The organism is Burkholderia sp. MR1-5-21, assembly GCF_053427715.1.
This window is the reverse complement of sequence record NZ_JBSAXD010000006.1, coordinates 130,745-156,168: the sequence shown is the minus strand read 5'-3', so window position 1 is coordinate 156,168 and position 25,424 is coordinate 130,745. Positions and strand designations below refer to the sequence as shown.

Here is a 25,424-nt window from a genome sequence, read left to right as displayed (position 1 = left end):
GCCGGACCCGGCCGGCCGCCGGCCGTTACGGTCGGCCGGGGCGGGTGACGGCCGTCAGCTGCGCAGCCGCGCGCGCCGATGCGACGAGCAGCAGCTTCATCGTCGCGCGCGTCGCGCCGACGAACAGCTTGCGCGCCGCGCGCGCGTCGAGCGTGTCGAAATCGACTTCGGTGAGGATCACGCACGGCGCCGACTGGCCCTTGAAGCGGTAGATCGAATCGAGCAGCACGTCGCCGTCGCGATACTCGGGATTGCCGAACAGGTCGTACTTGCCGGTGAAGCTCTTGATCCGGTGCGGGCCGAGGTGGTCGAGCGGCGCGAGCACCGAGCCTTCGCGGCCGCGATACGACAGCACCGCGATGTCCTGCTTGCGGAAGCCGAGCGACAGCGCGTGCGTGATCGCGCGCTTGGTCGCGTCGACGCACGCGCTGGCCAGCGCGGCGCCCGACGCGCCATCTTCGCCGTAGGCCGACACCGCGGGATCCGACCCGTCGAACGGGCTGCCCGAGCGCAGCTCGGCCGCAAGCGGCTCGACGCGGCCGACGACGTCGCGCACGAAGTCGAGCAGGTCGCGCGGGCTGCGGTAGTTCGTCAGCGCCTTCAGCGTGACCCAGCCCGGCAGCGCGACGGGTTCGCGCATGTACAGGTTCTGCAGCGGGTCCTCGAGCCACCACCACGCGCCGTCCGGCGCGAGCAGCCGTTCCAGCGCCGCGGCCCAAGGCGCATGAAAATCCTGTCCTTCGTCGACGATCAGCACGTCGAACCGCCAGCGGTTCGGCACCGGCGTTTCCGCGAAGCGTGCCTCGAGCCGTTCGAACGCATCGGGCGCGTCGAAGTCCGGCGTGTAGCCGCCGTCGCGCGCCACCCAGTCGCACAGCTGGTGATAGTTCGCGATCTTCGCGCCGGGCGGCGCGATGCGCGCGATGTAGTCGGCGAGCGGCCGGTTGAAGCAGACATAAAGCACGCGCCGGCCCGCGGCGATCGCGTCGCGCATCGCCTGCACCGCGAGCTGCGTCTTGCCCGAGCCCGCGGTGCCCGTCACGCGTAGCCGGAACGGCGCGAACGCGAGCTGGCGCGCCCACTCGGCAAGGCCGCCGGACAGCCGCGTGACGAGCGTGCCGGCCTGCCCGACGAGCGCACTCGTATCGGGCGTCAGCGCGAGTTCGTCGGCGAGGAAATGATGGATCTTCGGTGCGTTCGCGTGTCGCGGCTCGTCGGCGGGCAGCAGTTGCCGGATGACCTGCGCGAGCTGGGCCTTGCGCGTCGCGTCGACGATGCGCTCGGCCGCAACGCCTGCGATCGCAGCCTGGCGGATCGTGTAGTCGGGACAGTAGAGCAGCGCGTCGACGCCGTAGACGCCCGCGCCGAGCGCGGCGGTCAGGCGCCGGTGCAGCGTTTCCTGCGTGCGTGCGAGCTGGATCGATACGTTGCGCTCGGTCTGCAGGTAGACCTTCACGAGCCCCTTCGGCGTCTCGCGCAGGAAGCCGGCCTTCTGCTCGATCAACAGGATGCGTCCGGCCTGGCTGACGACGACGAACGCCGCTTCGCCGAACACCGAGAAGCCCTGCTCGGCACGCGTCCAGTGGACGCCGTGGTACACGGTGTAGTCGTCCGGCAGCGCATGTTCGAGCGCGGCGAGCGTTTCGCGTTCGCGTTCGGCCGCGCCGGTGGCGGCGAGGCTTTTCCAGTCGTCGGGAATGAGGCGGGCCATGTCGTCTCGCGGCGGATGCCGGGTGGGCGTGAACAGGTGCGGCTATTGTATAGGGGCCGTTCTCGTGGCAACGCATGTGCGTTCCAGATGAAACAGACCCTGTGAACCTGTTCGCGGCCGTGGCGCCGCGTGTGGGTTGGCCATCCGGCCGGCGCCGCCAATGGGGCCGGCCTTGCAGCGTTCAGCCGCGGGCGAGGCGTTTCGCGAGATCCGCGCTGAGGATCGCCATGCGCGCGGGTTTTTCGTAGCAGACGACGTCGAACGCGCGGATCACTTCGCTGATGTCGGCTTCGCTCGCGCGGCCGGTGAGCAGGTCGCCCGTCAGCACGAAGATCGGCGCGCCCGGATTGTCGGACGTGCGCACCGCCTTGATCGCGGTGGCGGCCGTGCAGTCGTCGAACAGCCACTCGGTGACGACCGCGTCGAACGCCTGGCCCTGCAGCGCGTCGACGAACGCGGTCATGCCGTCGAATGCGGCGGTCGAGAAGCCCTGGCGTTCCAGATAGCGGCACAGCTCGGTCGCGCTGACGCGGTCGGGATCGATCACCGCGACGACCAGCTTGTCGCTCTCCGCGCGGCGCGGATAGATCTCGATCTTGTGCACGTCGTAGGCGTTCTGGTACAGCACGCCCGTATGGCGCAGCACGCGCCAGCGGCCGTTCTGTTCATACGCGACGAATTCGGGCCGCGCGCCGGCCTCGAGCGGCGCGCCGATCCACGCGGTGCATGGGATCTCGGCGACGCCCGCGAACAGTACGGCTTCCTGCGAATACGCGCCGACCATGCCGGGGTCGAGCGTCTGCGCGCCGAACAGTTGCGCGGCGGGTTCGCCGTACGCTTCGGCGACTTTCTTGATCTGTGAGAGCGTCCACGGGCTGCTGCCGCGCAGCTTGCGGTGGCCCTGCGAAAAACTGAGATCGAGGATACGGCACAGCTCGGTGGTCTGCTGGCGCTTGCCGATGCCGTTGCGGGTCATCAGTTCGCGCACGCGCTCGGCAACCGCGAGGGAGTCCGTGGTGATTGCTTCAATGGTCATGCTACGGGAGCGGATCGGGTCGAATGACGTTCAGAACGACGCCTTGCGGCGTAATCGGCGGACAATCTCGATGACGTCCAGTGGCGAGCCGACCGGCCACGCGCGGAAAAGATAACTTTACCGCAAAATGGCATCGGTTCCCCGTAGTGAAACATGCGATTGTGTGAAAGGTGTTTCGCAACGTTACCGTGTTTCCGCGCACGTTCCGTGTATTACCGACCAATAAGAAATAATGAAGTAACAATGACGACGACTTATCCTCTTCACGACACGCTGACGCATGCCGATGCGGCGTTCCCCGCCGACGCCGACGTCGTGATCGCGGGCGCCGGCATCATGGGCTGCGCAGCCGCGTATTACCTGGGCCTGCGCGGCCTGAAGGCCGTCGTGCTCGACAAGTCGCGGCTCGCCGGGCAGCAGTCCACGCGCGCATGGGGCTTCGTGCGACAGCAGGGGCGCGAGTCTCCCGAAGTGCCGTTGATGATGGCCGGCATGCGAATCTGGGAAGGATTAGAGGAAGCCCTCGGTTTCGATCTCGAATGGCGTCAGGGCGGCTGTCTCTATATTGCGGACAACGAAACGGACTGGGCGTCGTTCCAGGCGTGGCTGGATGTCGCACGTGCGCACGGGCTCGACTCGCGCACGCTGTCGCGCGCGCAGATCGACGAGCGCGTCAGCGGCCTCGCCGCGCCGGCGCTCGGCGGTCTCTACACACCGAGCGACGGGCAGGCCGAGCCGCGGCGCGTCGCCGCCGCATTTGCCGCGCGTGCGACGGAAGCGGGCGCGCGTTTTTTCGAGGGCTGCGGCGTGACGGCGATCGAGACGGCGGGCGGCGCGGTCGTCGGCGTCGCGACCGAGCGCGGCACGATCCGCACGTCGCGCGTGATCTGCGCGGCCGGCGCGACGAGCAGCCGGCTGCTCGACGGCGTCGGCATCCGGCTGCCGCAGCAGGCCGTGCGCGGCACCTGCATGCGCACCAACGTGCTGCCGCCCGTATCCGCGTCGACGATCTGGGGGCATGGCCTCGGGATCCGCCAGCGCAGGAACGGCGCGATCAATCTCGCCGACGACATGCAGGCCGACGTCGACCTGACGCTCGGCCATTTGCGCGGGCTGAGCCTGTTCTGGCCGGAATTCTGGTCGCAGCGCGAGAAATTCCGGCTCCACCTGAACGGCGCCGCGTGGCGCGACGTGATCGCGCGCCTGAACGGCGGGCCCGGGCCGATCGAGCCGCGCGATCCGCAGCCGCAGCCGAATCGCGCGCACGCGCCGCGCGCGCTCGCGAAGCTGAAGGCGATCTTTCCCGCGCTGAAGGACGCGCAGATCGTCGAGGCGTGGGCGGGGCTGATCGACGTGCTGCCCGACGGCATCCCCGTGATCGACGCGCCCGGCACGCCGTCGGGGCTCGCGATCGCGACGGGCTTCTGCGGTCACGGCTTCGCGATGGGGCCGATCGTCGGCCGGCTGCTCGCCGAATGGATCGATACCGGCGCGCCCTCGCTCGACCTGTCCGCGTTTCGCGCGGCGCGTTTTACCGACGGGACGATGGTGCGTCCGCGCAGCATGCTGTGATGTCGCGATGGGGCCGGCATGGAGCCGCCTGCACGGACCTGTTGCACGCGCCTGTTGCACGCGTCCGTTGCACGCGCGCACATCGTAGAATCGACCCCGTATCCTTCCGGAGAATCCCCCGTTGGCCTCGCCATCCGCTCAACGCCGGTCATTGCGTTCCCGTTTGCGGCGCGCCGGCAATCCGTGGCAGGCGCCGCGCAGGCGCACGCTGTTCACGCGTCCCGCGACGTCGCCGGGGCGCACGCTGCTCGTCCGTCTGTGCCTCGTCGTGTTCCTGTGCGCGCTCGCGTTCTTCGTGCTGTATCTCGATCGCGACGGACTCCGCGATTCGACGAAGAGCACGCCGATGAACATCGCCGACCTCGTCTATTTCACGATGGTCACGGTCGCGACGGTCGGCTACGGCGACATCGTGCCCGTCACCGCGCGGGCGCGCCTGATCGATGCATTCTTCATCGTGCCGATCCGCATCGGCATCTGGTTCATCTTCCTGGGCACGGCGTATCAGTTCGTGATCCAGCGCGTCATCGAGGAATTCCGCATGAAACGCCTGCAAAAGCAACTGACCGACCACATCGTCGTATGCGGCTATGGACTGTCCGGTTCGATCGCCGTGCGCGAGCTGCTCGAGAGCGGCGTCGATCCGGCGACGGTGATCGTGATCGACGCGCAGCAGCAGGCGCTCGAGGCGGCGACCTCGCTCGGCGTGACAGGGCTGCTCGGCGACCCCGCGCACGAGGATCTGCTGCAGCAGGCGCAGGTGCGCGCGGCGAAGGCGGTGATCATCTCGGTGACCGACGATCCGACCGCGATCCTGCTGACGCTGTCGGTGCGCAGCATCGCGCCCGATACGAAGATCGTCGTGCGCATCCAGGAGAACCTGTACCAGCGGCAATTGCGGCAGGCGGGCGCGGACGTGATCGTGTCGTCGACGAAGATCGGCGCGCTGCTGCTCGCGGACGCGGTCCACAGCCGCTACATCGTGCCGTTCGTCAACGACATGCTGTCGACCCGCGGCCGCGCGACGCTCGTCGAGCGGCCGGCGATGAAGCACGAGATCGGCTGCATGACGAACGTCGTGCCGGGCGCGATCGTCGTCGGGCTCGATCGCTGCGGCAAGATCCATTCGTTCTATGAGGATCCGCCGTGCCGGATCGAGGCCGGCGACACGCTGGTCGTGATCCAGTCGGCGCGGATTCCCGATCCGGATGCGTGAGCATCGACTTCGGGCAGGGGCATGCCACTGCGACCCCGAAGTCAGTGTAGAGCCAGTAAGCTTGCGATAGGGGGCGTGTACCGTGTTCGCCCGCCGACAGCGATCCGGTGCCGCGTCGCGACGGACCAGTCGATTGGGCGCAATCGTGCCCTCACGCCGCTGCGTTGACTGCGGAAAGTGAAGTGTTCCGGCAGTCTGACCACCGGGCGGACAAGAGAACGGGTGCCGATCAACACGCGTGGAGCGTCGAGCATGTCGCACTTTCCGTATCGTCAACGGTTGCGGCACGTGGGGATTCGGCCGGTCCGGCTGGCCACCGGGCTGGTCGTGTTCACCTACGTCGGCACGCACCTCGTGAACCATGCGCTGGGGAATGTCTCGCTCGCCTGGATGGAGCGCGATCTGCTCGTACAGAAGTTCGTCTGGCAGGGATGGCTGGGTACGACCGTGCTGTACGGCTCGCTGGCGACGCATTTCTTCCTCGGCCTGTGGGCGCTGTACGAACGGCGCTCGTTGCACTGGACGCCGGCCGAGCTGACACAACTCGTGCTCGGCTTGTGCATTCCGCCGCTGCTGGCCAACCATCTTGTGAATACGCGAATCGCCTTTGCCGAGTTCGGTCTGAACAAGGGTTATGCGCAGCTGCTGTACTCGTTCTCGAACGATTCGCCGTTCTTCGGCCGTGTGCAGCTGACGCTGTTGGTGGTCGCGTGGCTGCATGGATGTTATGGCGTCTGGTTCTGGTTGCGATTGAAGCCCTGGTTCGCGGCATGGCGCAGCGTGCTGCTGAGCGTTGCCGTTCTGCTCCCGGTGCTCGCGCTGCTCGGCTTCCTGCAGGGCGGACGGGAAGTCGCCGCGCTCGCGCGGGATTCCGTCTGGCGTGCGGCGGCGACCGAACCGGCGAAGGTCGGCACCGGTTCGCAGAATCGATGGCTCGCCGGGTTGCGCAACGACTTCCTGATCTTCGATGGCGGGGCGCTGTTGCTGGTGCTTTGCGGGCGGCTGTCGCGCGCGATCCGCGAACGCCGCGGCGGGCGGCTTCGCATCCGCTATCCGGATGGACGGCAGGTATTCGTGCCGCTCGGGTTCTCGGTGCTCGAGGCGAGCCGCATGGCTGGCGTTCCGCATGCCAGCAGTTGCGGCGGACGCGCCCGATGTACGTTGTGCAGGGTGCGCGTACTCAGCGATCTGCCGCTGCCCGAGCCTGGCGAGGCCGAGCGCCGCGTGCTGGAGCGACTCGGCGCCGATCTGCAGACCGTCCGCCTCGCGTGCCAGTTGCGGCCGACCCACGATCTGTCGGTGTGGCCGCTGGTGCCGCCGGCCGCGTCCGCCGCGTTCCTGCAGCGGCGGCAGCGGGACGTCATGCCGCAGGAGCGGTTCGCGGCGTTCATGTTCGTGGACATGCGGGATTCGACGAACCTTGCGGCGGCGCAGCTGCCATTCGACAGCCTGTTCGTGGTCAGCCGCTTCCTGAGCGCAGTCAGCTCCGCGGTGGTCCAGGCCGGCGGCCTGCCGAACCAGTTCGTGGGGGACGCCGTGCTCGCGATATTCGGCCTGAGCAGCGAGCCTGCCGCCGCCTGCCGCCAGGCGCTCGATGCGGTGCCGCTGGTGGCGGCCAATATCGACGCGCTGAACACCGCGCTCGAGCAGCAGCTGAGCGCGAAGATCCGGTTCGGCATCGGATTGCACTGCGGTCGCGCGGTCATGGGCGAGATCGGGTTTCGCGACCATGTCACCTTCACCGCGATCGGCGACCCGTTGAACGTGGCGTCGCGACTCGAGCAATTGACCAAGGAGGTCGGCTGCGAGGCGATCGTGTCTGACCCGGTCTTCGAGCATGCCGGCGTTTCGGCCGCCGGCCTGCCGCAGCTTGCCGCCCGCGTGAGAGGCCGCGATGATCCGGTACCTGTGCGCGTGCTGTCCAGGGCGGCGCACATGCCTCGGGACTGATTGCGCTCGCCACGCGTTCCTGCCGGGGAGCGTCGGGGCGATTGCGTCGCCTCTTCCCTCGGCGTAGCGCTCTGCGGCGCTCGCGCAACGGAAGGTCGATGCATTGCGCCGCACCTCGACGGCCCGACATGTCGACATCGCCAGCGCGCAAGACGGACGGTTCAGGGAGGACTTATTGCTGCCACCACCTTGCCCGTAGCCGAATGCAGGACGACCTGTTCGTCCGTGATAGTGGCGTGCCCGGCATAGCGCAGCGTATGACCCCGCGGCAACTTGAACGCCCATGCGGCCCCAGGATGGCTTGCTCGCGTTGCGGTATCTGCGGTCATCACCCGGGTGCCTGGGGGATAGTTCAGCGGTCCGACTCGCGTTTCCGCGGCCAGTTCGGCTCGGCCGACCCCCAGCCATGTCCGCTCCTGGCTGACCAGCAGCGTGCTGTGCAGCAGCGCAAGGCGCAGCGGTCCCGGCGCAATGATGGGCTTGTCGCCAACCAGTTCCACATGCCAGTAGTCGCCGGGTGCGAAGTCGGTGGAGATTGCGCTGAGCTCACGGTCGGTTTGCGCGAGTTCCAGCCGGGACAGGCCAGGAAGCGGTATATCGGCGACCCGGTTTCCCGCCGCCAGCGTGCAGTAAGTCAGGTTCCTGATCTGCCCTTGCGCGGTCGTGGCGAATCCGACAGAGCCGTAGGTTTCGTCGGTGTACCCGCAAACCCAGCCCTCCTGGGGCGAGGCTTGGCCGTCACCCCACAAGGCGATCCTTGCGGCATCTTCATCCGGATTTCTACCCAGGTTTCGATCCATCGATGTGACGTGGACACCGTGGATCCAGACGGGATAAGGGAAGCTGGCATGGCTAAACGTTTCGGGGCCGCCACCCGATTCGGCCAGAACCAGCTTCGTCCCCGCGGGCATATCCAGCCCCCATACACGAGCAGGTTGTTCGAGCGTGAGACTCAACGCTTCGTAGTACGCATGCTCGCGATGGCTGTCGTGGACCGCTTTTCCCGTCGTCAGCAGGAAAGATATTGCGGGAATCGTCACGATTACGATTCCGGTGAAGCTTGCCGCTTTGTGACGTCGAAATAGCGCGCGTGCTTTTTTGCTCACCGCGAGCCCGACCAGCGCGACAAGCAGATAAAGCGCAGCGAGCGGCGGCAAAAAATATATCGCGAGAGAACCGGGATCTGGCATGGACGACGGGGTGCGGCCAAGGAAGGGGAGACGGTAGTATCGAAAGACGAGCCAGGTACGCTATTCGCCGGATGAAATCTCTTGCCAGATGATAACGCCGGCTTGTTCATTGGAAAGAACGCTGATGACGCTGCCGTCCGACGCATGCAATACCGACATGCCCGGAACCACGTCGCCATGTCCCGCATAATGGGCGTTCGCATGGAGCGGGCTCACGATCCATGCGACACCCGGCCATTTCCTTTGCTCGCGCGCAATGGCCGACCGGATGGCCGTATCCGAAGCATAGGTAACCGGCCCTATCGTTGTTTCGCGCGTCAGGGTCGCGTAATTGCCTGTTCCTGGAGAAATGGCGAGCAACGCTCTTTGCGGATTCAACATCAATTGCGCATCACGCAGCGGCAGTTGCAGCGTGCCGACCGTGACCACGATCGGCCGGGACGACACGTCAAGGCGCCAGGCAGCGGGGACGACCATGTCCTGGCGTGAAGCGCGGCTCGTCAGCGTGGTTCCCCGGGGTATCGACAGGTTGCCCACGTGATTGCCGTTGCCGAGGGTGCAGCCGTCGAAGTGCTGCAGCTTGCCGTCCATGCCGGCGGTAAAGCCGATGAACTGCGTCGCATCGCAGATCCAGTCCTCGACCTTCTGGTCATGCGTGCCCTGCAATGTGACGACCTGTCCGGCAGGCGGCGATTTTTCCGCGAATTCGTTCCCGACGTGATATTTGCTGCTGAAGAATACGGCCGTGGCCTCGATGCCGTAGATGGTCTGCGGACCAGGAAAAACCGCCTTTTCCAGATATTGAATATTGCCGTCGGGATTCAGTAGCGTCAGTCGTGTGCCGGCCGGGAACTGAAAACCTTTGATGGACGTGACGTGGTCGAGCGTTCGATGCTTTGCCGCCTCGTCAGCGGCGCTTTTTGCATGCTCCTCATAGGTAAACCAGCCATACGCGAAGGAATACAACAGAAACGGGAGGCTGAAAACGCCAAGCAAAGCGAACAGGCTGAAGCCACTTCCCTTGTGTCTGTTGAACCAGGCGCGTGCCGGTTTCCTGAGCGCAAGGACAATCGCGCTGCCGAGCAGCGTGATCGCGGTAGCGAACGAGAAGAACAGAATGACGAAAAAACCCAGGGACGGGACGGAAACCGGAATCATGGCGGCCCAACGATCAATGTGCGTGGTGGGGTGAGCTGGCAGAAAGGGCACCCATCGCCGAGTTCGAATTGCTTGAATTCCGTCTGGGTCCGGGGCGTCGATTCGCTAACCGAGACGCGCACTCGAAAATCGAGAGTAAACGCGATCCCGCGCAGGTTTGCAAGCGCGGCGCGATTCAATTGAAAGGGGGGGGCGTATTTCCGCTATCGACGCAACGGGATTTCAGATGCGTATGACGCGAAGGCCATAAATGCGGCGCTGTTTATTTTGAAGGATTCGATGGAAGGCCGATTTTAGATGGCTAACTCTCCATGTGACCACAGGCGTTTGTCGTCATGAGAGAAGTCCACTTGGTCATTCGCCATCCATTCAGGCACCAGGCGGGGGAATGCAGGGGGAGTCGATTCATCTCAATCGATCCGAAACTCCGTGCATTCGCCCTCTAGCCTTTATGGATTGGAAATCCTTGCGCCGGCCTGGATGTCGATCGATCCCGGGAGGCGTGGAGACGTCCGGATTCCGGATCCGGACGGTTGAAGCTCGCGGCGGCCCGATCGGCCAGGATCGTCAGGCCGTACGCCGGGTCGCCAGTCGATTCCACAGCATTCCGGATCGCTTGCCGCTTCCGCAATAGGCGAGAACAGGCTTCGGCAACGCGTCGACCATTGCGCCGAAGGCATCGACTTCCGCGTCGCCGATATGACCGGATTCGACGGGAAGGTATCGCGCGTCGAGCCCCAATCGGCGGGCAGCGGCAGCAATCTCCTCGAAGGCCGGCTGATCGGTGCTTTCCCCATCGGGCCGGTTGCAGATCACCGAGCGGAAGCCGGCGTCGCAAATGGCTTTCAGGTCACCCGGCGTGATCTGGCGCGACGCGGCAAATCCGTTTGACGCGGTCGACCGGCACTGCTCGATCGCTTGCCGGAAACAGGCAATCGCGAAGTCGATGTCCTGTTGCGTCGTGAAGCGTCCGACGCTGATGCGGACGGTGCGGCTGGCCGAATCCGCATCCAGGCCGATTGCCGTGAGGACGTGGGACGGCGTGCCGGCGGCCGAGTTGCAGGCGGACGTCGATGACACGGCGAGCGCGTCGCCAAGCATGAACGGGAAGAAACCGGGGGCAGTCACGGTAAAGCTCAAGGTATGCGGAATGCGTCGCGCCGCGCGCGCGTTCTGCCTGACGTCTCCGAGCGCGAGCACCGAATCTCGCAAATGCGCGCTGCGCGCGGAAATCCGTGCCGTGTCGGTGTCGAATTCATCGGCTGCCAACGCGCACGCGGTTCCCATGCCGACGATCTGATGGGTCGCGAGCGTACCCGACCGCAATCCCTGCTCGTGTCCGCCACCGTGCATCTGAGGCGCGATTCGGTCCGCAATGTCGCGACGGACGAACAGCGCGCCGATCCCTTTGGGTCCGTAGACCTTGTGCGCGGACATCGACATCATGTCGATTCCGAGCGCGCGGACATCGATCGGGGTCTTGCCGAGCGCCTGCGCCGCGTCGACGTGGAGAAGCGCGCCGGCCGCGTGCACGATGCGAGCGATCTCGCCAATGTCCGTAAGGGTGCCGATCTCGTTGTTCACGAGCATCAGCGACACCAGGCCGGTCTCCGGGCCGATCGCCGCCGCCAAGGCGTCGGGCGTGATTTCGCCATCCGGCGTCGGCGTGAGGTAGGAGACCGACAGCCCGCGCTTCGACAGGCTGGCCATCGTGTCGAGGATGGCCTTGTGTTCGATGCGGCTCGTAATCAGATGGCGTTTCTCGACTGCGGCATCCGCGTAGCCCTTGAGCGCCAGGTTGTTGGATTCCGTGGCGCCTGACGTCCAGACGATCTCGTCCGCATCCGCGCCGATCAGCGCCGCAACCTGTTCGCGTGCCCGTTCCACCTTGGCGCGCGCCAGCCGGCCCGCGACATGCGAGTTCGACGCCGGATTGCCGAACACGCCGTCGGCACCGAGGCATGTGGCCATCGATTCGATCACCCGCGGATCGGCAGGCGTAGTCGCCGCGTAGTCGAGGTAGTGAAATGTGTTGTTCTCGCTCATATCCTTTTCTTGCCACTCTGCAATGCAAGAAATGATACGGCGGGCCACCAGGAATAAGGATCCAAACTTGGCTGGGAATTGCGCCCTCGGGAGAATATTTTTCTACTGTCGGACGCCGTCCCAAGCAACGCTCGCGTCACATGGTGTCGATTTTCCCGACCACGGGCTCCGGCCTACTTCACGCACTCGAGCGTGTACTTGAGCGCCTGGCCGATCAGGCCGCGCCACACGTCCCACGTATGCCCGCCGTCGACGATGCGCAGCTCGGCCGGGTTCTGCGCGCGGCGCAGCTGCGTGTACAGCACGCTCGATTCGGCCTGGATCGTCAGGTCGTCGTCGCCGGCCGCGATGAACATCGGCACGCGCCAGTTCCGCGCGAAATAGCCGCGCATCAGCGACGGGTAATTGAGTTCGTGCCAGACGCGCGGATCGAACTGCCTGTCGCCGAACACGCCGACGTAGCGGGCTGCCGAGTTGAGCGGCGGCTCGTTCGCGTAGATCGCGGGGCTCAGCAGCATCGCGCCGCAGAACAGGCCCGGTTCGAGCAGCGTGAAGCGCAGCGCGCCGAAACCGCCCATCGACACGCCGCCGATCGCGCGTCCCGCACGCTGGTTCGACACTGCGAAGTGCGACTCGACGTCCGGCAGCAGGTCGTTGAGGAACGCGCTCTGCATCCGCTCCTTGCGGTCGACATACCAGTCGGTGCCGCCTTGCGGCATCACGATCACGACGGGCGGGATGTCGTGCCGCTCGATCAGCGCATCCGCGGTGACCTGCAGGCGGCCCTGCGTGATCCAGTCGTTCGCGTTGCCCGCGTTGCCGTGCAGCAGGTACAGCACCGGGTAGCGCGCGCCTTCCGGGTTGTAGCGGGGCGGCAGGTAGACCGTGTACGACCAGTCGCGCTGCAGCGACGCCGAATGGAACGTGCGCATCACCACGCTGCTGTCGTCGTTGATCGGGGCGGCCTGCGCCGCCGGCGCGGACTGGCTGGATTCGGCGGAGCCGGCGAAGCCGACGGTCAGTGCGGCGGCGAGCAGGAGAAAAAATCGGCGCATGGCAAGCGGGTGGAGGATAGTCGCCGCCTATCGTAACAGCGACAGATGACGTCGGTGCGGTGGTTTATCGCCGCGTGCGGAACGGCAGCCGCGACATCAGCGGCGCGTACAGCTTCGCGACGAGATACAGCAGGCCGATCGCGACGACGTCGGCGGTCAGCCCGAGCGGCACGTCGAGGTAGCCCTCGGTCGCCTGGTACAGCACCGAATCGACCGCGAGCGAGATGCAGGTGCCCGCGACGAAGCACAGCAGGCCCTGCCGGCCGATCGTGCCGACCCACGGCATCGCGTGCGCGACCTTCTTCATCCAGCCGAGGTGGACGAGCTTGGCCGCGAGCCAGGCGATCGCGAGGAAGTTCGCGAGCCGCAGCACGCCGAGGTTCTGCTTGATCGACGGATCGGTCGGGAACGGCTCGATGCGCAGCCGGTAATACGCGCCCGCGGCGACGATCGCGAGTGACGCGGCAGTCAGCAGCCAGCCCTGCGGCTTCGGCGCGAGCGTCTGGTAGACGGGCTGGCAGCGCGAGATCACACCGAGCACGAACAGGAACTGCCACGCGAACGGGTTGAAATCCCACGGCGCGCCTTCGACGGTCGGCAGGTAGCCGGCGACACGCGGCGCCGCGAACCACAGCGACGTGCTGAACGCGAGCAGCAGCCACGGCTGGCTGCGCGCGAGCGGCAGCGCGAGCGGGACGAGCAGCGCGAAGAACGCGTACATCGGCAGCACCGACGCGAGATACGGCTGGCGCCGGAACAGCAGGATGTCGCGCAGCGCGGCGAGCGGCTTCTCGATCAGGCCGTCGAGATCGTTGGTCGGCATGTTCGGCGCTTCGATCGCGAACGCGTTCAGCACCGCGGTGATCAGCAGCATCAGGCCGGCCGTCACCAGGAACGCGCGGTAGATCTCGAACGCGCGGCGGATGAAGCGCTGGCGCGCGGCGGCCTCGTCGTGGCGCTCGGCGAGCGAGTTGTACGCGATCGCGGTCGCGAAGCCGCCGAGGAACACGAACACCTCGGCTGCATCGCACAGCGCGTACGCGTGCAGCGTGACGCGCGACAGGATGCTGCCACCGATGTGGTCGACGACGATCACGAGCAGGACGAGGCCACGGAAGAAATCGAGCTCGGCGTAGCGGCCGGGGCCGGGCTTGGCGGCGACGGTGGTCATCGGCCGGACTCCGGGGGCGGCGCGCCGATCGCGCGGCAGGCACTTGCCGCGCGGAAATCGGGGTGAAGCATGACTTCGTGAAGAAATGACGAACAGATGCGCATTGTGCCATTGAAGCGACACTTTCCGGGTTTATGCGGATGGCATACCGGGCACCCGCGGCCCGCAAGGCCCGCCTGTCAATCGGCACAATGGGGTCAGTTGGAAGGGCGCAACACGTTGCGCGGCGGGGCGCCGCCCCGATGGACGATTGATTGGCAACGTGACACCATTTTGACCATTGCGCGGCGTGCCACCCCGCGCTGCCCGCCGAGCGGGTCATGCAACAAGACAGACAAAACACTCGCCCGGTGCGCCGCATGCCGCACCCGGCATCCCGGTCCTGGAGATACGACATGAACAAGCGCGTGATCGTTGCCGCCACGCTCGCCGCCTTTGCCGCGCCGGTGTTTGCACAAAACAGCGTGACGCTGTACGGCCTGATCGACGAAGGCTTCAACTACACGAACAACGTCAACGTAAACGGGGTCGGCAAGACCAACTACCAGCTCGCAAGCGGCTATGCGCAAGGCAGCCGCTGGGGCCTGCGCGGGTCCGAGGACCTGGGTGGCGGCCTGAAAGCGATCTTCACGCTGGAAAACGGCTTCGACGTGAACAACGGCCGGCTCGGCCAGGGCGGCCGCATGTTCGGCCGCCAGGCGTTCGTCGGCCTGACCGAATCGCGCTTCGGCACGCTGACGTTCGGCCGCCAGTACGATGCCCTCGTCGACTATCTCGCGCCGCTGACGGCGAACGGCAACTGGGGCGGCACGCTGTTCTCGCATCCGTTCGACAACGACAACACGGACAACTCGTTCCGCGTCAACAACACGGTCAAGTACGCGAGCCCGGACTGGAACGGCCTGACGCTCGGCGGCACGTACAGCTTCAGCAACAGCACGGGCTTCTCGAACAACCGCCAGTACAGCATCGGCGCGCAGTACTCGCTCGCCGGCCTGCAGGTCGCGGCAGCCTACCTGCAGGCGAACAATCCGGGCGTCGGCAACGCGGGCGCCATCGCGGCCGACGACGCGAACTTCGTCGCCGACCGCCTGCGGATCTTCGGCGGCGGCATCAACTACTCGTTCGGCCCGGCGACGGTCGGTTTCGTCTACACGAAGACCGACGTGAAGAACCCCGTGTCGACCGTCTATCTGCCGGCGTCGACGTTCGCGGGCCTCGGCCTGACCGCGACGAAGTTCCAGAACTTCGAGGTCAACGGCAAGTACCAACTCACGCCCGATTTCTATCTCGGCGCGCAGTACGTGTACACGGACGGCAAGTTCGACGGCGCGAACGGCTCGATCAAGCCGAAGTACCACACCGTTGGCCTGATGGCCGACTACAGCCTGTCGAAACGCACCGACGTGTACCTGCAGGGCGCGTGGCAGCGGGTTGCCGGCGACAAGACCGGCACGGCCGCCGACGGCGGCTACGTGGTCGGCACCGACGGCCCGTCGTCGTCGTCGAACCAGTTCGCGGTGCGCGCGGCGATCCGCCACAAGTTCTGAAGCCCGGGCGCCGCTCAGCCGGCCCGATGCGGCCGGCCGAGCGTCTGCGCGAGCCAGTCGACGAAAATCCGCACGCGCGGCGCGAGGTGCCGGCCGTGCGGAAACACCACCGACACCGGCAGCGGCGCCGCATTCCATTCCGGCAGCACTTCGACGAGCGAGCCGTTCGCGAGCGGTTCGGCGAGCCCGTCGCGCGGCGCCTGGATCATCCCGAGTCCCGCGATGCAGCACGCGAGGTAGGCCTGCGAACTGTTGACCGACACGACGCTGCGCATCTTCAGCGCGTGCATCTCGCCGGTATCCATGTCCGCATATTCCCAGTCGAGCTCGCGGCCCGTGCGCGTCGAGAAGTAGCCGACCGCGACGTGCTCGGGCAGGTCGTCGGGCGAGCGGGGCGTGCCGTGGCGCGCGAGATACGCGGGTGACGCGCAGTTGACCTGCACGAGCTCGCCGATCCGCCGCGCGACGAGCGACGTGTCGGACAGCGCGCCGACCCGCACCGCGCAGTCGATGCCGTCGGCGACGAGGTCGACGAAGCGGTCGGTCGTGCTCATCACGACGCGCAGGTCCGGATACCGCGCGTGAAACGCGGGCAGCGCGGGGATCACTTCGTTCAGCGCGAAACGCTCGGGCAGGTCGACGCGGATCATCCCGCGCGGCGACGCGCTGGCGTCCTCGAACAGTGTCTCGGCGTCGTCGAGATCGGCGAGCAGCCGCGTGCAGCGCTCGTAGTAGGTCGCGCCTTCGGCGGTCAGCGCGACGCGCCGCGTCGTGCGTTGCAGCAGGCGGATCTTCAGATGTTTCTCGAGATACTGGACGGCGTTGCTGACCGTCGGGCGCGGCAGCTGCATTTGCTCGGCCGCTTTCGTGAAGCTGCCGAGATGCGCGACGCGCGCAAAGATGCGCATAGCGTGCAGATGGTCCATGCGGAACGGAAAACCTGGCGGATTGGAACAGGCTCCATTGTTAATCAGCGTCGAATAGTTTGGTGGAGTCTTTCGCGTTTATCGACACGCGCGATCTCGCCAGAATCGCGTCCATCCACTCACCACTGCGAGGAAACGGACATGAAACTGCGTCAACTGGGCCGCACGGGCCCGCAGGTCTCCGCCATCGGGCTCGGCTGCATGGGCATGTCGGACCTGTACGGGCCGGCCGACCGCGACGAAAGCATCGCGACGCTGCATGCGGCGCTCGACCACGGGATCACGCTGCTCGACACGGGCGACTTCTACGGGATGGGCGACAACGAGATGCTGATCCGCGACGCGCTGCGCGGCAGGGCGCGCGACCAGGTCGTGATCAGCGTGAAGTTCGGCGCGCTGCGCGACCCGGCCGGGAAGTTCGTCGGCTACGACGCGCGGCCCGCGGCGATCCGGAACTTCGTCGCGTATTCGCTGAAGCGGCTCGGCACTGACTGCATCGACATCTATCGGCCGGCGCGCATCGATCCGGCGGTGCCGATCGAGGAGACGGTCGGCGCGATCGCCGATCTCGTCAAGGAAGGGTACGTGCGGCATATCGGGCTGTCCGAGGTCGGCGCCGATACCGTGCGCCGCGCGGCGGCCGTCGCGCCGATCGCCGACCTGCAGATCGAGTATTCGCTGCTGTCGCGCGATATCGAGGCGCAGATCCTGCCCGCGTGCCGCGAACTCGGGATCGGCGTGACCGCGTACGGCGTGCTGTCGCGCGGGCTGCTGAGCGGACGCTGGACGGTGGAGCGGGAGGTAGGGCGCGATTTCCGCGCGGCGAGCCCGCGCTTCCAGGGCGAGAACCTCACGCACAACCTCGCGCTCGTCGACGCGCTGCGCGCGATCGCCGACGCGAGGGGCAGCAATCCGGCGCAGGTCGCGATCGCGTGGGCGCTGTCGCGCGGCGACGACATCGTGCCGCTGATTGGCGCGCGCAAGCGCACGCAACTGCAAGACGCATTGTCGGCGCTTGAATTGCAACTAACGGTCGATGACCTCTCCCACATCGAAGCGGCGGTTCCCGCCGGGGCGGCGGCCGGCGACCGTTATCCGGCCGCACAGATGGCGCACCTCGACAGCGAGCAGGGGCGGGGGGATGGCCACACCGGGTGAGCGGCGGCCGGGTTCGTGGGCTCACTGACGCCGGGCGGCGCTCGTCGCTGCGCCTGGCCGGTCGTTCGTTGCGCCGGCTTTCCCCGCCCATTCGCGAACCGCTTCCGCAAACAGCCGCAGCGCGGTCGGCGGATGGCGGTTCGCGGGGTAGTACAGGCACAACCCCGGAAAGCCGGGGCTCCATTCGCGCAGCAGGTGAACCAGCCGTCCGGACGCCAGATGGCCGGCCACCAGATGTTCCGGCACCCAGGCAATCCCGATTCCGCTCAGCGCGGCCTCCACCATCAGGTTCAGGTTGCCCAGCGTCAGCGGCCCGTCGACGTCGATGCTCGCGCTCTTGCCGCGATATTCGAGATCCCAGCGGTACAGCGCGCCGCTTTCGAAGCGGAACCGGATGCAGTGGTGCTGCTTCAGGTCGTGCGGCGCTTTCGGCCGCGTGCGTGCCGCCAGGTATTCGGGCGAAGCGACTGCGGCGAAGCGCATGTCGGGGCCGAAACGAATCGCGATCATGTCGCGCGGCACGTCTTCCCACACCCGGATGCCGGCATCGAAGCCATCGGCGACGATGTCGACGAGCCGGGTATCCACGACGAATTCGACTTGGATGTCGGGGTAGCGGGCGAGAAACCCCGGCAGCACCTCGCGTATCAGCGGCCTCGCCGACAATTCCGACGCGCTGATCCGGATCGAGCCCGACGGCCGGTTGCGCGCCGATGCGGCTTCGTTCATCGCGTCTTCGAGGTCGGCCATCGCCGGCCGTACGCGGCGCAGCAGTTGTTCGCCCGCTTCGGTCAGCGCGACTGAACGGGTCGTGCGGTTGAACAGGCGCACGTCGAGCTTGGCCTCGAGATTGCGCATCGTGTGGCTGAGCGCCGACGGCGATACGCCGAGCGCGCTGGCCGCGCGGCTGAAGCTCTGTTGTTCCGCGATCGCGATGAACGCGGTCAGCTCAGGCAGTCCGGTACGCATCATTTGTGAAAATCCCTCAATACATCATCAAACAAATGATGGATTGTTGAGCTGTCGTCAGCAACCTAGACTTTGCAGCGTTGCCGGGACGTCGCGCGTATGTCACGCGCGAGCCGCACGCAGGAGAAACGGATGCAAACGCGAAAACTGGGAAGGAGCGGCCTCGAAGTGTCCGCATTGGGGCTGGGCTGCATGGGGCTGAGCTTCGGCTACGGCCCCGCCACGGAGAAAGCGGACGGTATCAAGCTGATCCGCACGGCATTCGAGCGCGGTGTCACATTCTTCGACACGGCCGAATGCTATGGCCCGTTCGCGAACGAGGAACTGGTCGGCGAGGCGCTTGCGCCGTTCCGGGACCAGGTCGTCATCGCGACCAAGTTCGGCTTTCGGGACGGCGACTCGAAGCAGCCGCTCGACAGCCGCCCGGCGCGCATCCGCGCGGTGGCCGACGCGTCGCTCAAGCGCCTGAAGACCGATCGCATCGACCTGTTTTATCAGCATCGCGTGGATCCCGACGTGCCGATCGAGGACGTCGCGGGCACCGTCGCCGATCTGATCCGGGAAGGCAAGGTCGGCCATTTCGGGCTGTCCGAAGCCGGCGCGGAAACGATCCGGCGCGCGCATGCGGTGCAGCCGGTGGCGGCCGTGCAAAGCGAGTATTCGCTGTGGTGGCGCGAACCCGAAACCACGATCCTGCCGGTACTCGCGGAGCTGGGCATCGGCTTCGTGCCGTTCAGTCCGCTCGGCAAGGGTTTCCTGACCGGTGCGATCGACGAGCGCACGGCGTTCGATCCGAGCGATTTCCGCACCATCGTGCCGCGTTTTTCCGAAGCGAACCGGAAGGCGAATGGCGGGCTCGTCGATGTGCTCGGCGAGATCGCCGCCGGCAAGGGCGTCACGCGTGCGCAGATCGCGTTGGCATGGCTGCTCGCGCGGCAACCGTGGATCGTGCCGATCCCCGGGACGACGAAGCTGCATCGGCTCGCGGAAAACCTCGATGCCGCGGCGGTCGAGCTTTCCGCCGACGATCTGCGCAAGATCGCCGACGCGCTCGAATCGGTCCGGATCGAAGGCGATCGCTATCCGGCGTCGTTGCAGGCGCGTGTCGGGCGATAGGCCGGAACGGGCGAGCGCGCGCGGGACGCGGGGCGGCATGCCCTGTTTCCGGCCGCGCCTGCGGCGCTACTTGCCGGCAGGCTCGCCCGCCAGAAACCCGACGAACTCCCTCGTGTACTTCGGCAGCGCGTCGAACGACCGCGCACACAGCGTGAGCTTCCGATGGCTCCACGCATCGGACAGCTCGACCGTCTGCACCGCCATCGTCGGCATCGCGCGCAACGCCGCGTGCCGCGACACGATCCCGATGCCGACACCGCTTTCGATCACGCGGCAGATCGCATCGAAGCTCTTCAGCTGCACGCGATAGCGGATCCGCTTGCCGAGCGCGCGCGCCTGGTCCGCGAGATGCACCTGCAACGCGCTGCCGTCGGTGAGGCCGATGAAGTCAGCGTCGACGATCTCGTCGAACGCGACCTTGTCGCGCGCGGCGAGCGGATGGCCGGCCGGCACGACGACGATCAGCCAGTCTTCCCGAAACGGCTTCTGTTCGAGCCCGCCGAGTCCGACCGAATCGGCGACGATGCCGACGTCGGCGGTCTTGCTGCGGATCGCGTGCACGATGTCCTGGCTCGAGCGCTCCTCGACGCTGATCGACAGCTTCGGATGATGCGGCAGGTAGTCGGCGAGCGCGTCCGGCAGGTATTCGCTGAGCGACGCGGTATTGCACAGCAGCCGGATGTGCCCGCGCAGCCCCTGGCCGTACTGCTGCAGCTCGCCGCGCATGTGGTCGATCTGCTGCAGCACGGTGCGCGCATGGTGTTCGAGCGCGTGGCCGGCGTCGGTGACCTGCGTGCCGGACTTGGTCCGGTGCAGCAGCGGCACGCCGAGCTCGTCCTCCATCCCGCGAATACGCTCGCTCGCGGCCTGCAGCGTGATGTGCGTGCGTTCCGCGCCGCCCGTGATCGTGCCCGCGTCGCAAATGTTCAGGAAAAGCCGCAGGTCGGTCAGGTCGAAGCGCATGATGGGGTCGGATGTCGTTGGTTTGGGCGATAAGGTAGCAGGGAACGGCGCACGGGGCTCAGGCGCTGCCTGAGGCCCGATTCGCCGCTTCCGTATTTTCGGGGCGCGAACAATGCCGGATCATGGCGGGACGTCGAACCTGAGAGCCTGTCATGCGCAACGATCCATCGTGGGGCGTGTCGTTCAAGATCGCACTGCATCTGTTCTTTCTGTGTGTCGGCATCGTGCTGGCCTGTCGGGAAGTCGCCGAATGGCTGCGCTGAGCACGGCCGCACCGTGCCGCCGGCCGTCACGCGGGAAGCGTTCGCGGGCGGCGCGGCCGGGCGGCCTCGAATGACGGCCGACTGTCATTTTTCCGCATGACGGAATTTTTTTCGCCAATCTCGTCACCAGGCATCAAGTTTTTCCGGATCTGACCGTATTACCAGCATCGAATATGCTGCCGGCATCGGGTTCGTGATCGTTTGTCATCATTGTTTGCATCCGGTTACACGTCGGCCGTCCCATTTTTGAGATGCTTGAAAGATTGTCAAATCGGAATCGGGTCGACCATGGAAAAGCGCGAGATCAACCGCATGGCGGGATGGCTGCCTGGCCTGGCCGCCGTTGTCGTGATGGCCGGCTGCGCAACGCAGCAGACCCCGCCGAGCGATACGCTTGCGGGTGCGTCGGCGTCGCAGCAGAGCGCGCCCGCCGTGCCGCCAGCCCAGCCTGCGGCGGCGCAGATGCCGCCGGCGCCGATCCTCGTCGCGCACCGTTATGTCGTCAGACGCGGCGACACGCTGACGGGTATCGCGTCGGCGAACGACTGCAGCGTGGCCGACCTGCTTCTGTGGAACAAGCTCAACGCACGCAGCCGGTTGCGTGCCGGGCAGGCGCTGCGCATCGTGAAGCAGGAGACGCCGCAGGCGCCCGTGTCGACGGCCGCCGCGAACGGCGGCACGACGGCGGCGTCGGGCCCGCAGCCGGCCGCGGACACCGCGAGCAATCGGCAGGTCGTCAAGGAAACGAAGCGGCACGCAAGCGCGGTCGCGCTCGCGTGGCCCGCGCGCGGCAGCGTGGTCGAACCGTTCAAGCCGGGGCAGAACCGCGGGATCCAGATCGCGGGCCGCCCGGGCGACCCGGTGCGCGCGGCCGCCGACGGCCGCGTGATGTATGCGGGCACCGGCCTGAACGACTACGGCAGCCTGATCATCGTCCAGCACAACGCCGATTTCCTGACCGCCTATGCGCATAACCGCAAGCTGCTCGTGAAGACGGGCGACGTCGTGCACAAGGGCGACGAAATCGCGGAGATGGGCGACCTCGACAACTCGCGCGTCGCGCTGCTGTTCGAGGTGCGGCGCGACGGCAAGCCGGTCAACCCGATGCCGTACCTGCCGTCGTCGCAAGGCTGAACGCGGCGCGCGGGCGCCGCTGGAACAAGGGCGCCATCGCTGTTACGCTAGCGGCCAGTGCCAGTGCCAGTGCCAGTGCCAGTGCCAGTGCCAGTGCCAGTGCTGGAGTTCGAGCCCGAGCGTGTGCAGTCTGCCGCGCACGCGCGTGTGCGGATGCTTCGTTTCGGATACACCGCTTCCAATACGCAGCCCCAGATACGCAGCCGCCCCGACATCCATGGACCACTCTCCGTCACGCCGCTCGCTGCTGCTTGCCGCCGTTGCCGCGCCGTTCGTTGCCGCGTGCGCGCCGGCGCCCGTCGCCGATCATGAGCGCGTCCACGTCGCGCAAACCCAGCTCGACGCACTCGAAAAAGCGTCGAACGGCCGCCTCGGCGTCGCCGCGCTCGACACCGCGACCGGCGCGCGAATCGCCTATCGTTCACGCGAACATTTCCCGTTGTGCGGGACGTATGCGGTCGTCGCCGTCGCCGCGATGCTCGCGCGCAGCGCACTCGACGCGTCGCTGCTGCCGCGCCGGATCCTGTACCGCCGTTACGACGTCGTGTCGGGTTCGCCCGTCACGGAGAGCCACGTCGACACCGGCATGACGATCGAGCAGCTCTGCATCGCGATGCTGCAATCCGGCGACAAGTCCGCAGGGAACCTGCTGATGGACGTGCTCGGCGGCCCGCAGGCCGTGACCGAATTCGCGCACGCGAGCGGCGACACGCTGTTCCGCCTCGACCGCTGGCAGCCCGAGCTGAACACGGCCGCGCCCGGCGACGAGCGCGACACGTCGACGCCGCTTGCGATGACCGAAACAATGCGCCGGCTGCTGCTCGGCGACACGCTCGGCGAACCGCAGCGCGCGCTGCTGACGAAGTGGATGGCCGGCAATCCGAGCGGCGGTGCGGGCACCGGCGCCGGCATCCGCGCCGGCGTGCCGTCCGACTGGCGCGTCGCGGATCTGGCAGGGGCGGGCGGCTACGGCACGACGACCGACGTCGCGGTGCTCTGGCCGCCGTCGCACGCGCCGCTCGTGATGGCGGTGTCGTTCACGCAGCCGCGCGCCGATGCGGCGCCGCGCGCGGATGTCGTCGCGTCGGCGGCGCGCATCTCGGCCGCGGCGCTCACCGCCCCGGCTGGCGGCAACTGACGGCTGACCGCGGGCCGACAGCCGGGCTTCACCGCCTCGCGCAAACCCGGCGTTTGCCTTATCGTGTTGTTCTGCGCGCCGGCAGCGGCGCGCGATCCTTTCGTTCACCTCGTTTCGCCATGCGCCGACTTCCCCCGCTGCACGCGCTGCAGATCTTCTCGACGGTGGCCCGCCATCGCAGCTTCACGCGCGCGGCCGAGCAGCTCTGCATCACGCAGGGCGCGGTGAGCCGGCAGATCCAGACGCTCGAGGCGCACTACGGTTTCCCGCTGTTCAAGCGGCACGCTAAGGGGTTGACGCTGACGGCCGAGGGCGAGCAACTGCTGCCGGTCATCAACGAGAGCTTCGCGCGTATCGAGGACATCTCGCTTAAGCTCACGCGGCAACGCACCGATCTCGCGCTGAAGGTGCCGACCTGCGTGATGCGCTGGATGCTGCCGCGCATCATGCGCTTCCAGGGTGAGCATCCCGACCTGCACGTGCAGATCACGACCGCATGGCAGCACGACGTCGATTTCGCGACCGAGCCGTTCGACGCGGCGATCGTCTACGGGACGTCGCCGGGCGCGGGCGTGTTTGCGCTGCCGCTGTTCGACGAACGGCTGACGCCCGTCTGCGCGCCCGAGCTGCGGCAGACGTCGCCGCTCGACGACGTCGACGATCTCGTGCGACACACGCTGCTGCATCCGACGCGCGACCATCGCGACTGGCGCGCTTGGCTCGACCATGCGGGTGCGCGCACGATCGATCCCGAGCGCGGGCCAAGCTTCGATACGCTCGATCTCGCGACGAACGCAGCGATGCAGGGCTTTGGCGTCGCGATCGGCGACGTGACGCTCGTCGACGACGACGTCAGCGCGCGACGCCTCGAACGGCCGTTCGACATCGTGCTCGAAACCGGCGCGCGCTATTTCTTCGTGTATCCCGAGAGCCTCGGCAACCAGCAGAAGATCCGCGCGTTCAGCGACTGGATCGCACGCCATCGCGACTGACGAAATGGCGGACGACCGGGCCGCGCGAATTCATCGCAGCCGGACCCGAGGCGCACGTTATTGATACGTGACGATTGCAATCATCGGTGAATGCGACTTGTCGGCGCGATTCGGTAAATCGATCGAATGTGATGCTTGCGTAAATGTCGTGGTCTTGACAGCCTGTTGGGTGGCGGCGTCGACGAAAGCGATCTGGCCGGCGGCCGGGCGCGGGCACGCGGGATGCACGCTCGCGTGGGCGGCATTGGCCGCGTCGATGTCGAACGAGCACGGCGGCTCGACGATCATGCCGGTGAAGCGGATGATGCCGGAAGCCCCGTCGGCAAAGGACGAGGACGACGCCAGAAGCGAGGCAGCCAACACGAACGAGGCGGCAAACAAGCGGTGCTTCATGACAGGCTCCAGGGTGGAAGCGCGTCGCAGCGAGGCCGCTCGAATGGCAGTCCGTCAACGCTGCGAAGCTGAATGCATAAACGGCAAAATCATCGAATCTCTTGAATGAAAGTTTTCAAATAATCGAAATAAGCAAATAACCCGTGTATTGCTCGATTCAATATATGTCGAATCCGAGCAATCGCAAGTCAGGGTATTACCGGGCGCGCTACGATCGGGAATGGCGATGCGTTTTGCATGACGCAGGTCAAAAAGCAAAACGGCCGCTCGTCGAGAGCGGCCGTTTTCGTTTGCGGAAGGGACGCCGCGTGGTGTCAGCCGCCGCGCTGGCGCACCGCGCCGACGATCACCAGCAGCACAATCGCGCCGATGATCGACGCGATCCAGCCTGCGCCTTGTCCGGGCGCATACCAGCCCGCGACGCGGCCGACGTAGCCCGCGATCAGCGAGCCCGCGATGCCGACGACGGTGGTCATCAGCATACCCATCTTGTCGTCGCCCGGCTTGAGCGCGCGAGCGAGAAGGCCGACGATGAACCTGACCACGAGGGTTTCGATGAATTGCAGCATGAGCGCCTCCGATCGTTGCTGGACGAATGTCGGATGGACTCATGTGACGCACAAGGGTTCCTTGCAGCCCGCGCCGCGGCCCGCACGCACAACGTGTTCGCGCACGCCGGCATCGCGTGCGCACGCGTCGTGCAGATCAGTCGTGCCG

22 protein-coding genes are annotated in these 25,424 nt (G+C 66.6%); 9 read left to right on the top strand and 13 right to left on the bottom strand.

What is annotated here, in order from left to right; all coding sequences use genetic code 11:
- Positions 1 to 25: 25 nt before the first annotated feature.
- Together ACV229_RS10940 and ACV229_RS10935 are read right to left on the bottom strand one after the other, a co-directional pair.
- Positions 26 to 1,711, bottom strand: coding sequence for an ATP-binding domain-containing protein (locus tag ACV229_RS10940; protein ID WP_448083144.1), 1,686 nt, complete (start codon positions 1,709 to 1,711; stop codon positions 26 to 28).
- Positions 1,712 to 1,892: 181 nt separating this feature from the next.
- A complete protein-coding gene (locus ACV229_RS10935) occupies positions 1,893 to 2,747 on the bottom strand; it encodes a helix-turn-helix domain-containing protein (RefSeq protein WP_448083143.1) in 855 nt (284 codons plus the stop codon).
- Positions 2,748 to 2,990: 243 nt separating this feature from the next.
- Between ACV229_RS10935 and ACV229_RS10930 the strand changes: the two genes are divergently transcribed.
- From ACV229_RS10930 to ACV229_RS10920, 3 genes are all read left to right on the top strand, one after another.
- Entirely contained in the window at positions 2,991 to 4,319 is a 1,329-nt protein-coding gene (locus ACV229_RS10930; protein ID WP_448083142.1) for an NAD(P)/FAD-dependent oxidoreductase, read from the top strand.
- Between the two features lie 121 nt (positions 4,320 to 4,440).
- The gene (locus tag ACV229_RS10925) at positions 4,441 to 5,535 is read left to right on the top strand and encodes a potassium channel family protein (protein ID WP_448083141.1); all 1,095 of its coding nucleotides are present in this window, start codon (positions 4,441 to 4,443) and stop codon (positions 5,533 to 5,535) included.
- A 222-nt stretch (positions 5,536 to 5,757) separates the two neighbouring features.
- Entirely contained in the window at positions 5,758 to 7,485 is a 1,728-nt protein-coding gene (locus ACV229_RS10920; protein WP_448083140.1) for an adenylate/guanylate cyclase domain-containing protein, read from the top strand.
- A gap of 161 nt (positions 7,486 to 7,646) precedes the next feature.
- Here ACV229_RS10920 and ACV229_RS10915 read toward each other — a convergent pair whose 3' ends face one another.
- The 5 genes from ACV229_RS10915 to ACV229_RS10895 all read right to left on the bottom strand — a co-directional run bounded on the left by ACV229_RS10915 (position 7,647) and on the right by ACV229_RS10895 (position 14,105).
- Entirely contained in the window at positions 7,647 to 8,642 is a 996-nt protein-coding gene (locus tag ACV229_RS10915) for a hypothetical protein (RefSeq protein ID WP_448083139.1), read from the bottom strand.
- Between the two features lie 93 nt (positions 8,643 to 8,735).
- On the bottom strand, positions 8,736 to 9,833 hold the full coding sequence (locus tag ACV229_RS10910) for a hypothetical protein (protein WP_448083138.1): 1,098 nt from the start codon (positions 9,831 to 9,833) through the stop codon (positions 8,736 to 8,738).
- 567 nt (positions 9,834 to 10,400) lie between these two features.
- A complete protein-coding gene (locus ACV229_RS10905) occupies positions 10,401 to 11,879 on the bottom strand; it encodes an aminotransferase class V-fold PLP-dependent enzyme (protein WP_448083137.1) in 1,479 nt (492 codons plus the stop codon).
- Between the two features lie 173 nt (positions 11,880 to 12,052).
- Positions 12,053 to 12,934 (bottom strand): alpha/beta hydrolase, encoded by an 882-nt coding sequence (locus ACV229_RS10900; protein WP_448083136.1) that lies wholly within the window; start codon positions 12,932 to 12,934, stop codon positions 12,053 to 12,055.
- Positions 12,935 to 12,998: 64 nt separating this feature from the next.
- On the bottom strand, positions 12,999 to 14,105 hold the full coding sequence (locus ACV229_RS10895) for an OpgC domain-containing protein (protein ID WP_448083135.1): 1,107 nt from the start codon (positions 14,103 to 14,105) through the stop codon (positions 12,999 to 13,001).
- A gap of 395 nt (positions 14,106 to 14,500) precedes the next feature.
- Between ACV229_RS10895 and ACV229_RS10890 the strand changes: the two genes are divergently transcribed.
- Positions 14,501 to 15,655: a porin gene (locus ACV229_RS10890; RefSeq protein WP_448083134.1), complete on the top strand. Its 1,155-nt coding sequence runs from the start codon at positions 14,501 to 14,503 to the stop codon at positions 15,653 to 15,655.
- A gap of 14 nt (positions 15,656 to 15,669) precedes the next feature.
- Here the strand turns inward: ACV229_RS10890 and ACV229_RS10885 are convergent, their stop codons facing one another.
- Positions 15,670 to 16,581, bottom strand: coding sequence for a LysR substrate-binding domain-containing protein (locus ACV229_RS10885; protein WP_448083133.1), 912 nt, complete (start codon positions 16,579 to 16,581; stop codon positions 15,670 to 15,672).
- Positions 16,582 to 16,722: 141 nt separating this feature from the next.
- Between ACV229_RS10885 and ACV229_RS10880 the strand changes: the two genes are divergently transcribed.
- Positions 16,723 to 17,739 (top strand): aldo/keto reductase, encoded by a 1,017-nt coding sequence (locus tag ACV229_RS10880; RefSeq protein ID WP_448083132.1) that lies wholly within the window; start codon positions 16,723 to 16,725, stop codon positions 17,737 to 17,739.
- A gap of 21 nt (positions 17,740 to 17,760) precedes the next feature.
- Here ACV229_RS10880 and ACV229_RS10875 read toward each other — a convergent pair whose 3' ends face one another.
- Complete coding sequence (locus ACV229_RS10875; protein WP_448083131.1) at positions 17,761 to 18,711, bottom strand: LysR family transcriptional regulator; 951 nt, start codon at positions 18,709 to 18,711, stop codon at positions 17,761 to 17,763.
- 129 nt (positions 18,712 to 18,840) lie between these two features.
- On the opposite strand from ACV229_RS10875, the gene ACV229_RS10870 reads away from it, so the two are divergent.
- A complete protein-coding gene (locus ACV229_RS10870; RefSeq protein ID WP_448083130.1) occupies positions 18,841 to 19,824 on the top strand; it encodes an aldo/keto reductase in 984 nt (327 codons plus the stop codon).
- 66 nt (positions 19,825 to 19,890) lie between these two features.
- Here the strand turns inward: ACV229_RS10870 and ACV229_RS10865 are convergent, their stop codons facing one another.
- Complete coding sequence (locus ACV229_RS10865; RefSeq protein WP_448083129.1) at positions 19,891 to 20,787, bottom strand: LysR substrate-binding domain-containing protein; 897 nt, start codon at positions 20,785 to 20,787, stop codon at positions 19,891 to 19,893.
- A 551-nt stretch (positions 20,788 to 21,338) separates the two neighbouring features.
- On the opposite strand from ACV229_RS10865, the gene ACV229_RS10860 reads away from it, so the two are divergent.
- Positions 21,339 to 22,184, top strand: coding sequence for a peptidoglycan DD-metalloendopeptidase family protein (locus tag ACV229_RS10860; protein ID WP_448083128.1), 846 nt, complete (start codon positions 21,339 to 21,341; stop codon positions 22,182 to 22,184).
- A gap of 42 nt (positions 22,185 to 22,226) precedes the next feature.
- On the opposite strand, the gene ACV229_RS10855 is transcribed toward ACV229_RS10860, so the two are convergent.
- Positions 22,227 to 22,403, bottom strand: a complete 177-nt coding sequence (locus ACV229_RS10855) for a hypothetical protein (protein ID WP_448083127.1) — start codon at positions 22,401 to 22,403, stop codon at positions 22,227 to 22,229.
- Here ACV229_RS10855 and bla point away from each other — a divergent pair.
- Together bla and ACV229_RS10845 are read left to right on the top strand one after the other, a co-directional pair.
- Positions 22,402 to 23,322: a class A beta-lactamase gene (gene bla / locus ACV229_RS10850; RefSeq protein ID WP_448083126.1), complete on the top strand. Its 921-nt coding sequence runs from the start codon at positions 22,402 to 22,404 to the stop codon at positions 23,320 to 23,322. The two genes, ACV229_RS10855 and bla, sit on opposite strands and share 2 nt — an antisense overlap.
- Before the next feature lie 119 nt (positions 23,323 to 23,441).
- Entirely contained in the window at positions 23,442 to 24,314 is an 873-nt protein-coding gene (locus ACV229_RS10845; RefSeq protein WP_448083125.1) for a LysR substrate-binding domain-containing protein, read from the top strand.
- 57 nt (positions 24,315 to 24,371) lie between these two features.
- Here ACV229_RS10845 and ACV229_RS10840 read toward each other — a convergent pair whose 3' ends face one another.
- Positions 24,372 to 24,707 carry a type 1 fimbrial protein gene (locus tag ACV229_RS10840; protein WP_448083124.1) on the bottom strand — a complete coding sequence of 112 codons (336 nt, stop codon included), beginning with the start codon at positions 24,705 to 24,707 and terminating at the stop codon, positions 24,372 to 24,374.
- A gap of 314 nt (positions 24,708 to 25,021) precedes the next feature.
- On the bottom strand, positions 25,022 to 25,276 hold the full coding sequence (locus ACV229_RS10835; protein ID WP_448083123.1) for a GlsB/YeaQ/YmgE family stress response membrane protein: 255 nt from the start codon (positions 25,274 to 25,276) through the stop codon (positions 25,022 to 25,024).
- Positions 25,277 to 25,424 lie beyond the last annotated feature (148 nt).

Bases quoted from the DNA above. Each gene is read 5' to 3' on its own strand.
- ACV229_RS10940 (WP_448083144.1), bottom strand. From the start codon at position 1,711: ATGGCCCGCCTCATTCCCGACGACTGGAAAAGCCTCGCCGCCACCGGC.
- ACV229_RS10935 (WP_448083143.1), bottom strand. From the start codon at position 2,747: ATGACCATTGAAGCAATCACCACGGACTCCCTCGCGGTTGCCGAGCGC.
- ACV229_RS10930 (WP_448083142.1), top strand. From the start codon at position 2,991: ATGACGACGACTTATCCTCTTCACGACACGCTGACGCATGCCGATGCG.
- ACV229_RS10910 (WP_448083138.1), bottom strand. From the start codon at position 9,833: ATGATTCCGGTTTCCGTCCCGTCCCTGGGTTTTTTCGTCATTCTGTTC.
- ACV229_RS10905 (WP_448083137.1), bottom strand. From the start codon at position 11,879: ATGAGCGAGAACAACACATTTCACTACCTCGACTACGCGGCGACTACG.
- ACV229_RS10900 (WP_448083136.1), bottom strand. From the start codon at position 12,934: ATGCGCCGATTTTTTCTCCTGCTCGCCGCCGCACTGACCGTCGGCTTC.
- ACV229_RS10895 (WP_448083135.1), bottom strand. From the start codon at position 14,105: ATGACCACCGTCGCCGCCAAGCCCGGCCCCGGCCGCTACGCCGAGCTC.
- ACV229_RS10890 (WP_448083134.1), top strand. From the start codon at position 14,501: ATGAACAAGCGCGTGATCGTTGCCGCCACGCTCGCCGCCTTTGCCGCG.
- ACV229_RS10885 (WP_448083133.1), bottom strand. From the start codon at position 16,581: ATGGACCATCTGCACGCTATGCGCATCTTTGCGCGCGTCGCGCATCTC.
- ACV229_RS10880 (WP_448083132.1), top strand. From the start codon at position 16,723: ATGAAACTGCGTCAACTGGGCCGCACGGGCCCGCAGGTCTCCGCCATC.
- ACV229_RS10875 (WP_448083131.1), bottom strand. From the start codon at position 18,711: ATGATGCGTACCGGACTGCCTGAGCTGACCGCGTTCATCGCGATCGCG.
- ACV229_RS10870 (WP_448083130.1), top strand. From the start codon at position 18,841: ATGCAAACGCGAAAACTGGGAAGGAGCGGCCTCGAAGTGTCCGCATTG.
- ACV229_RS10865 (WP_448083129.1), bottom strand. From the start codon at position 20,787: ATGCGCTTCGACCTGACCGACCTGCGGCTTTTCCTGAACATTTGCGAC.
- ACV229_RS10860 (WP_448083128.1), top strand. From the start codon at position 21,339: ATGGAAAAGCGCGAGATCAACCGCATGGCGGGATGGCTGCCTGGCCTG.
- bla (WP_448083126.1), top strand. From the start codon at position 22,402: ATGGACCACTCTCCGTCACGCCGCTCGCTGCTGCTTGCCGCCGTTGCC.
- ACV229_RS10855 (WP_448083127.1), bottom strand. From the start codon at position 22,403: ATGGATGTCGGGGCGGCTGCGTATCTGGGGCTGCGTATTGGAAGCGGT.
- ACV229_RS10845 (WP_448083125.1), top strand. From the start codon at position 23,442: ATGCGCCGACTTCCCCCGCTGCACGCGCTGCAGATCTTCTCGACGGTG.
- ACV229_RS10840 (WP_448083124.1), bottom strand. From the start codon at position 24,707: ATGAAGCACCGCTTGTTTGCCGCCTCGTTCGTGTTGGCTGCCTCGCTT.
- ACV229_RS10835 (WP_448083123.1), bottom strand. From the start codon at position 25,276: ATGCTGCAATTCATCGAAACCCTCGTGGTCAGGTTCATCGTCGGCCTT.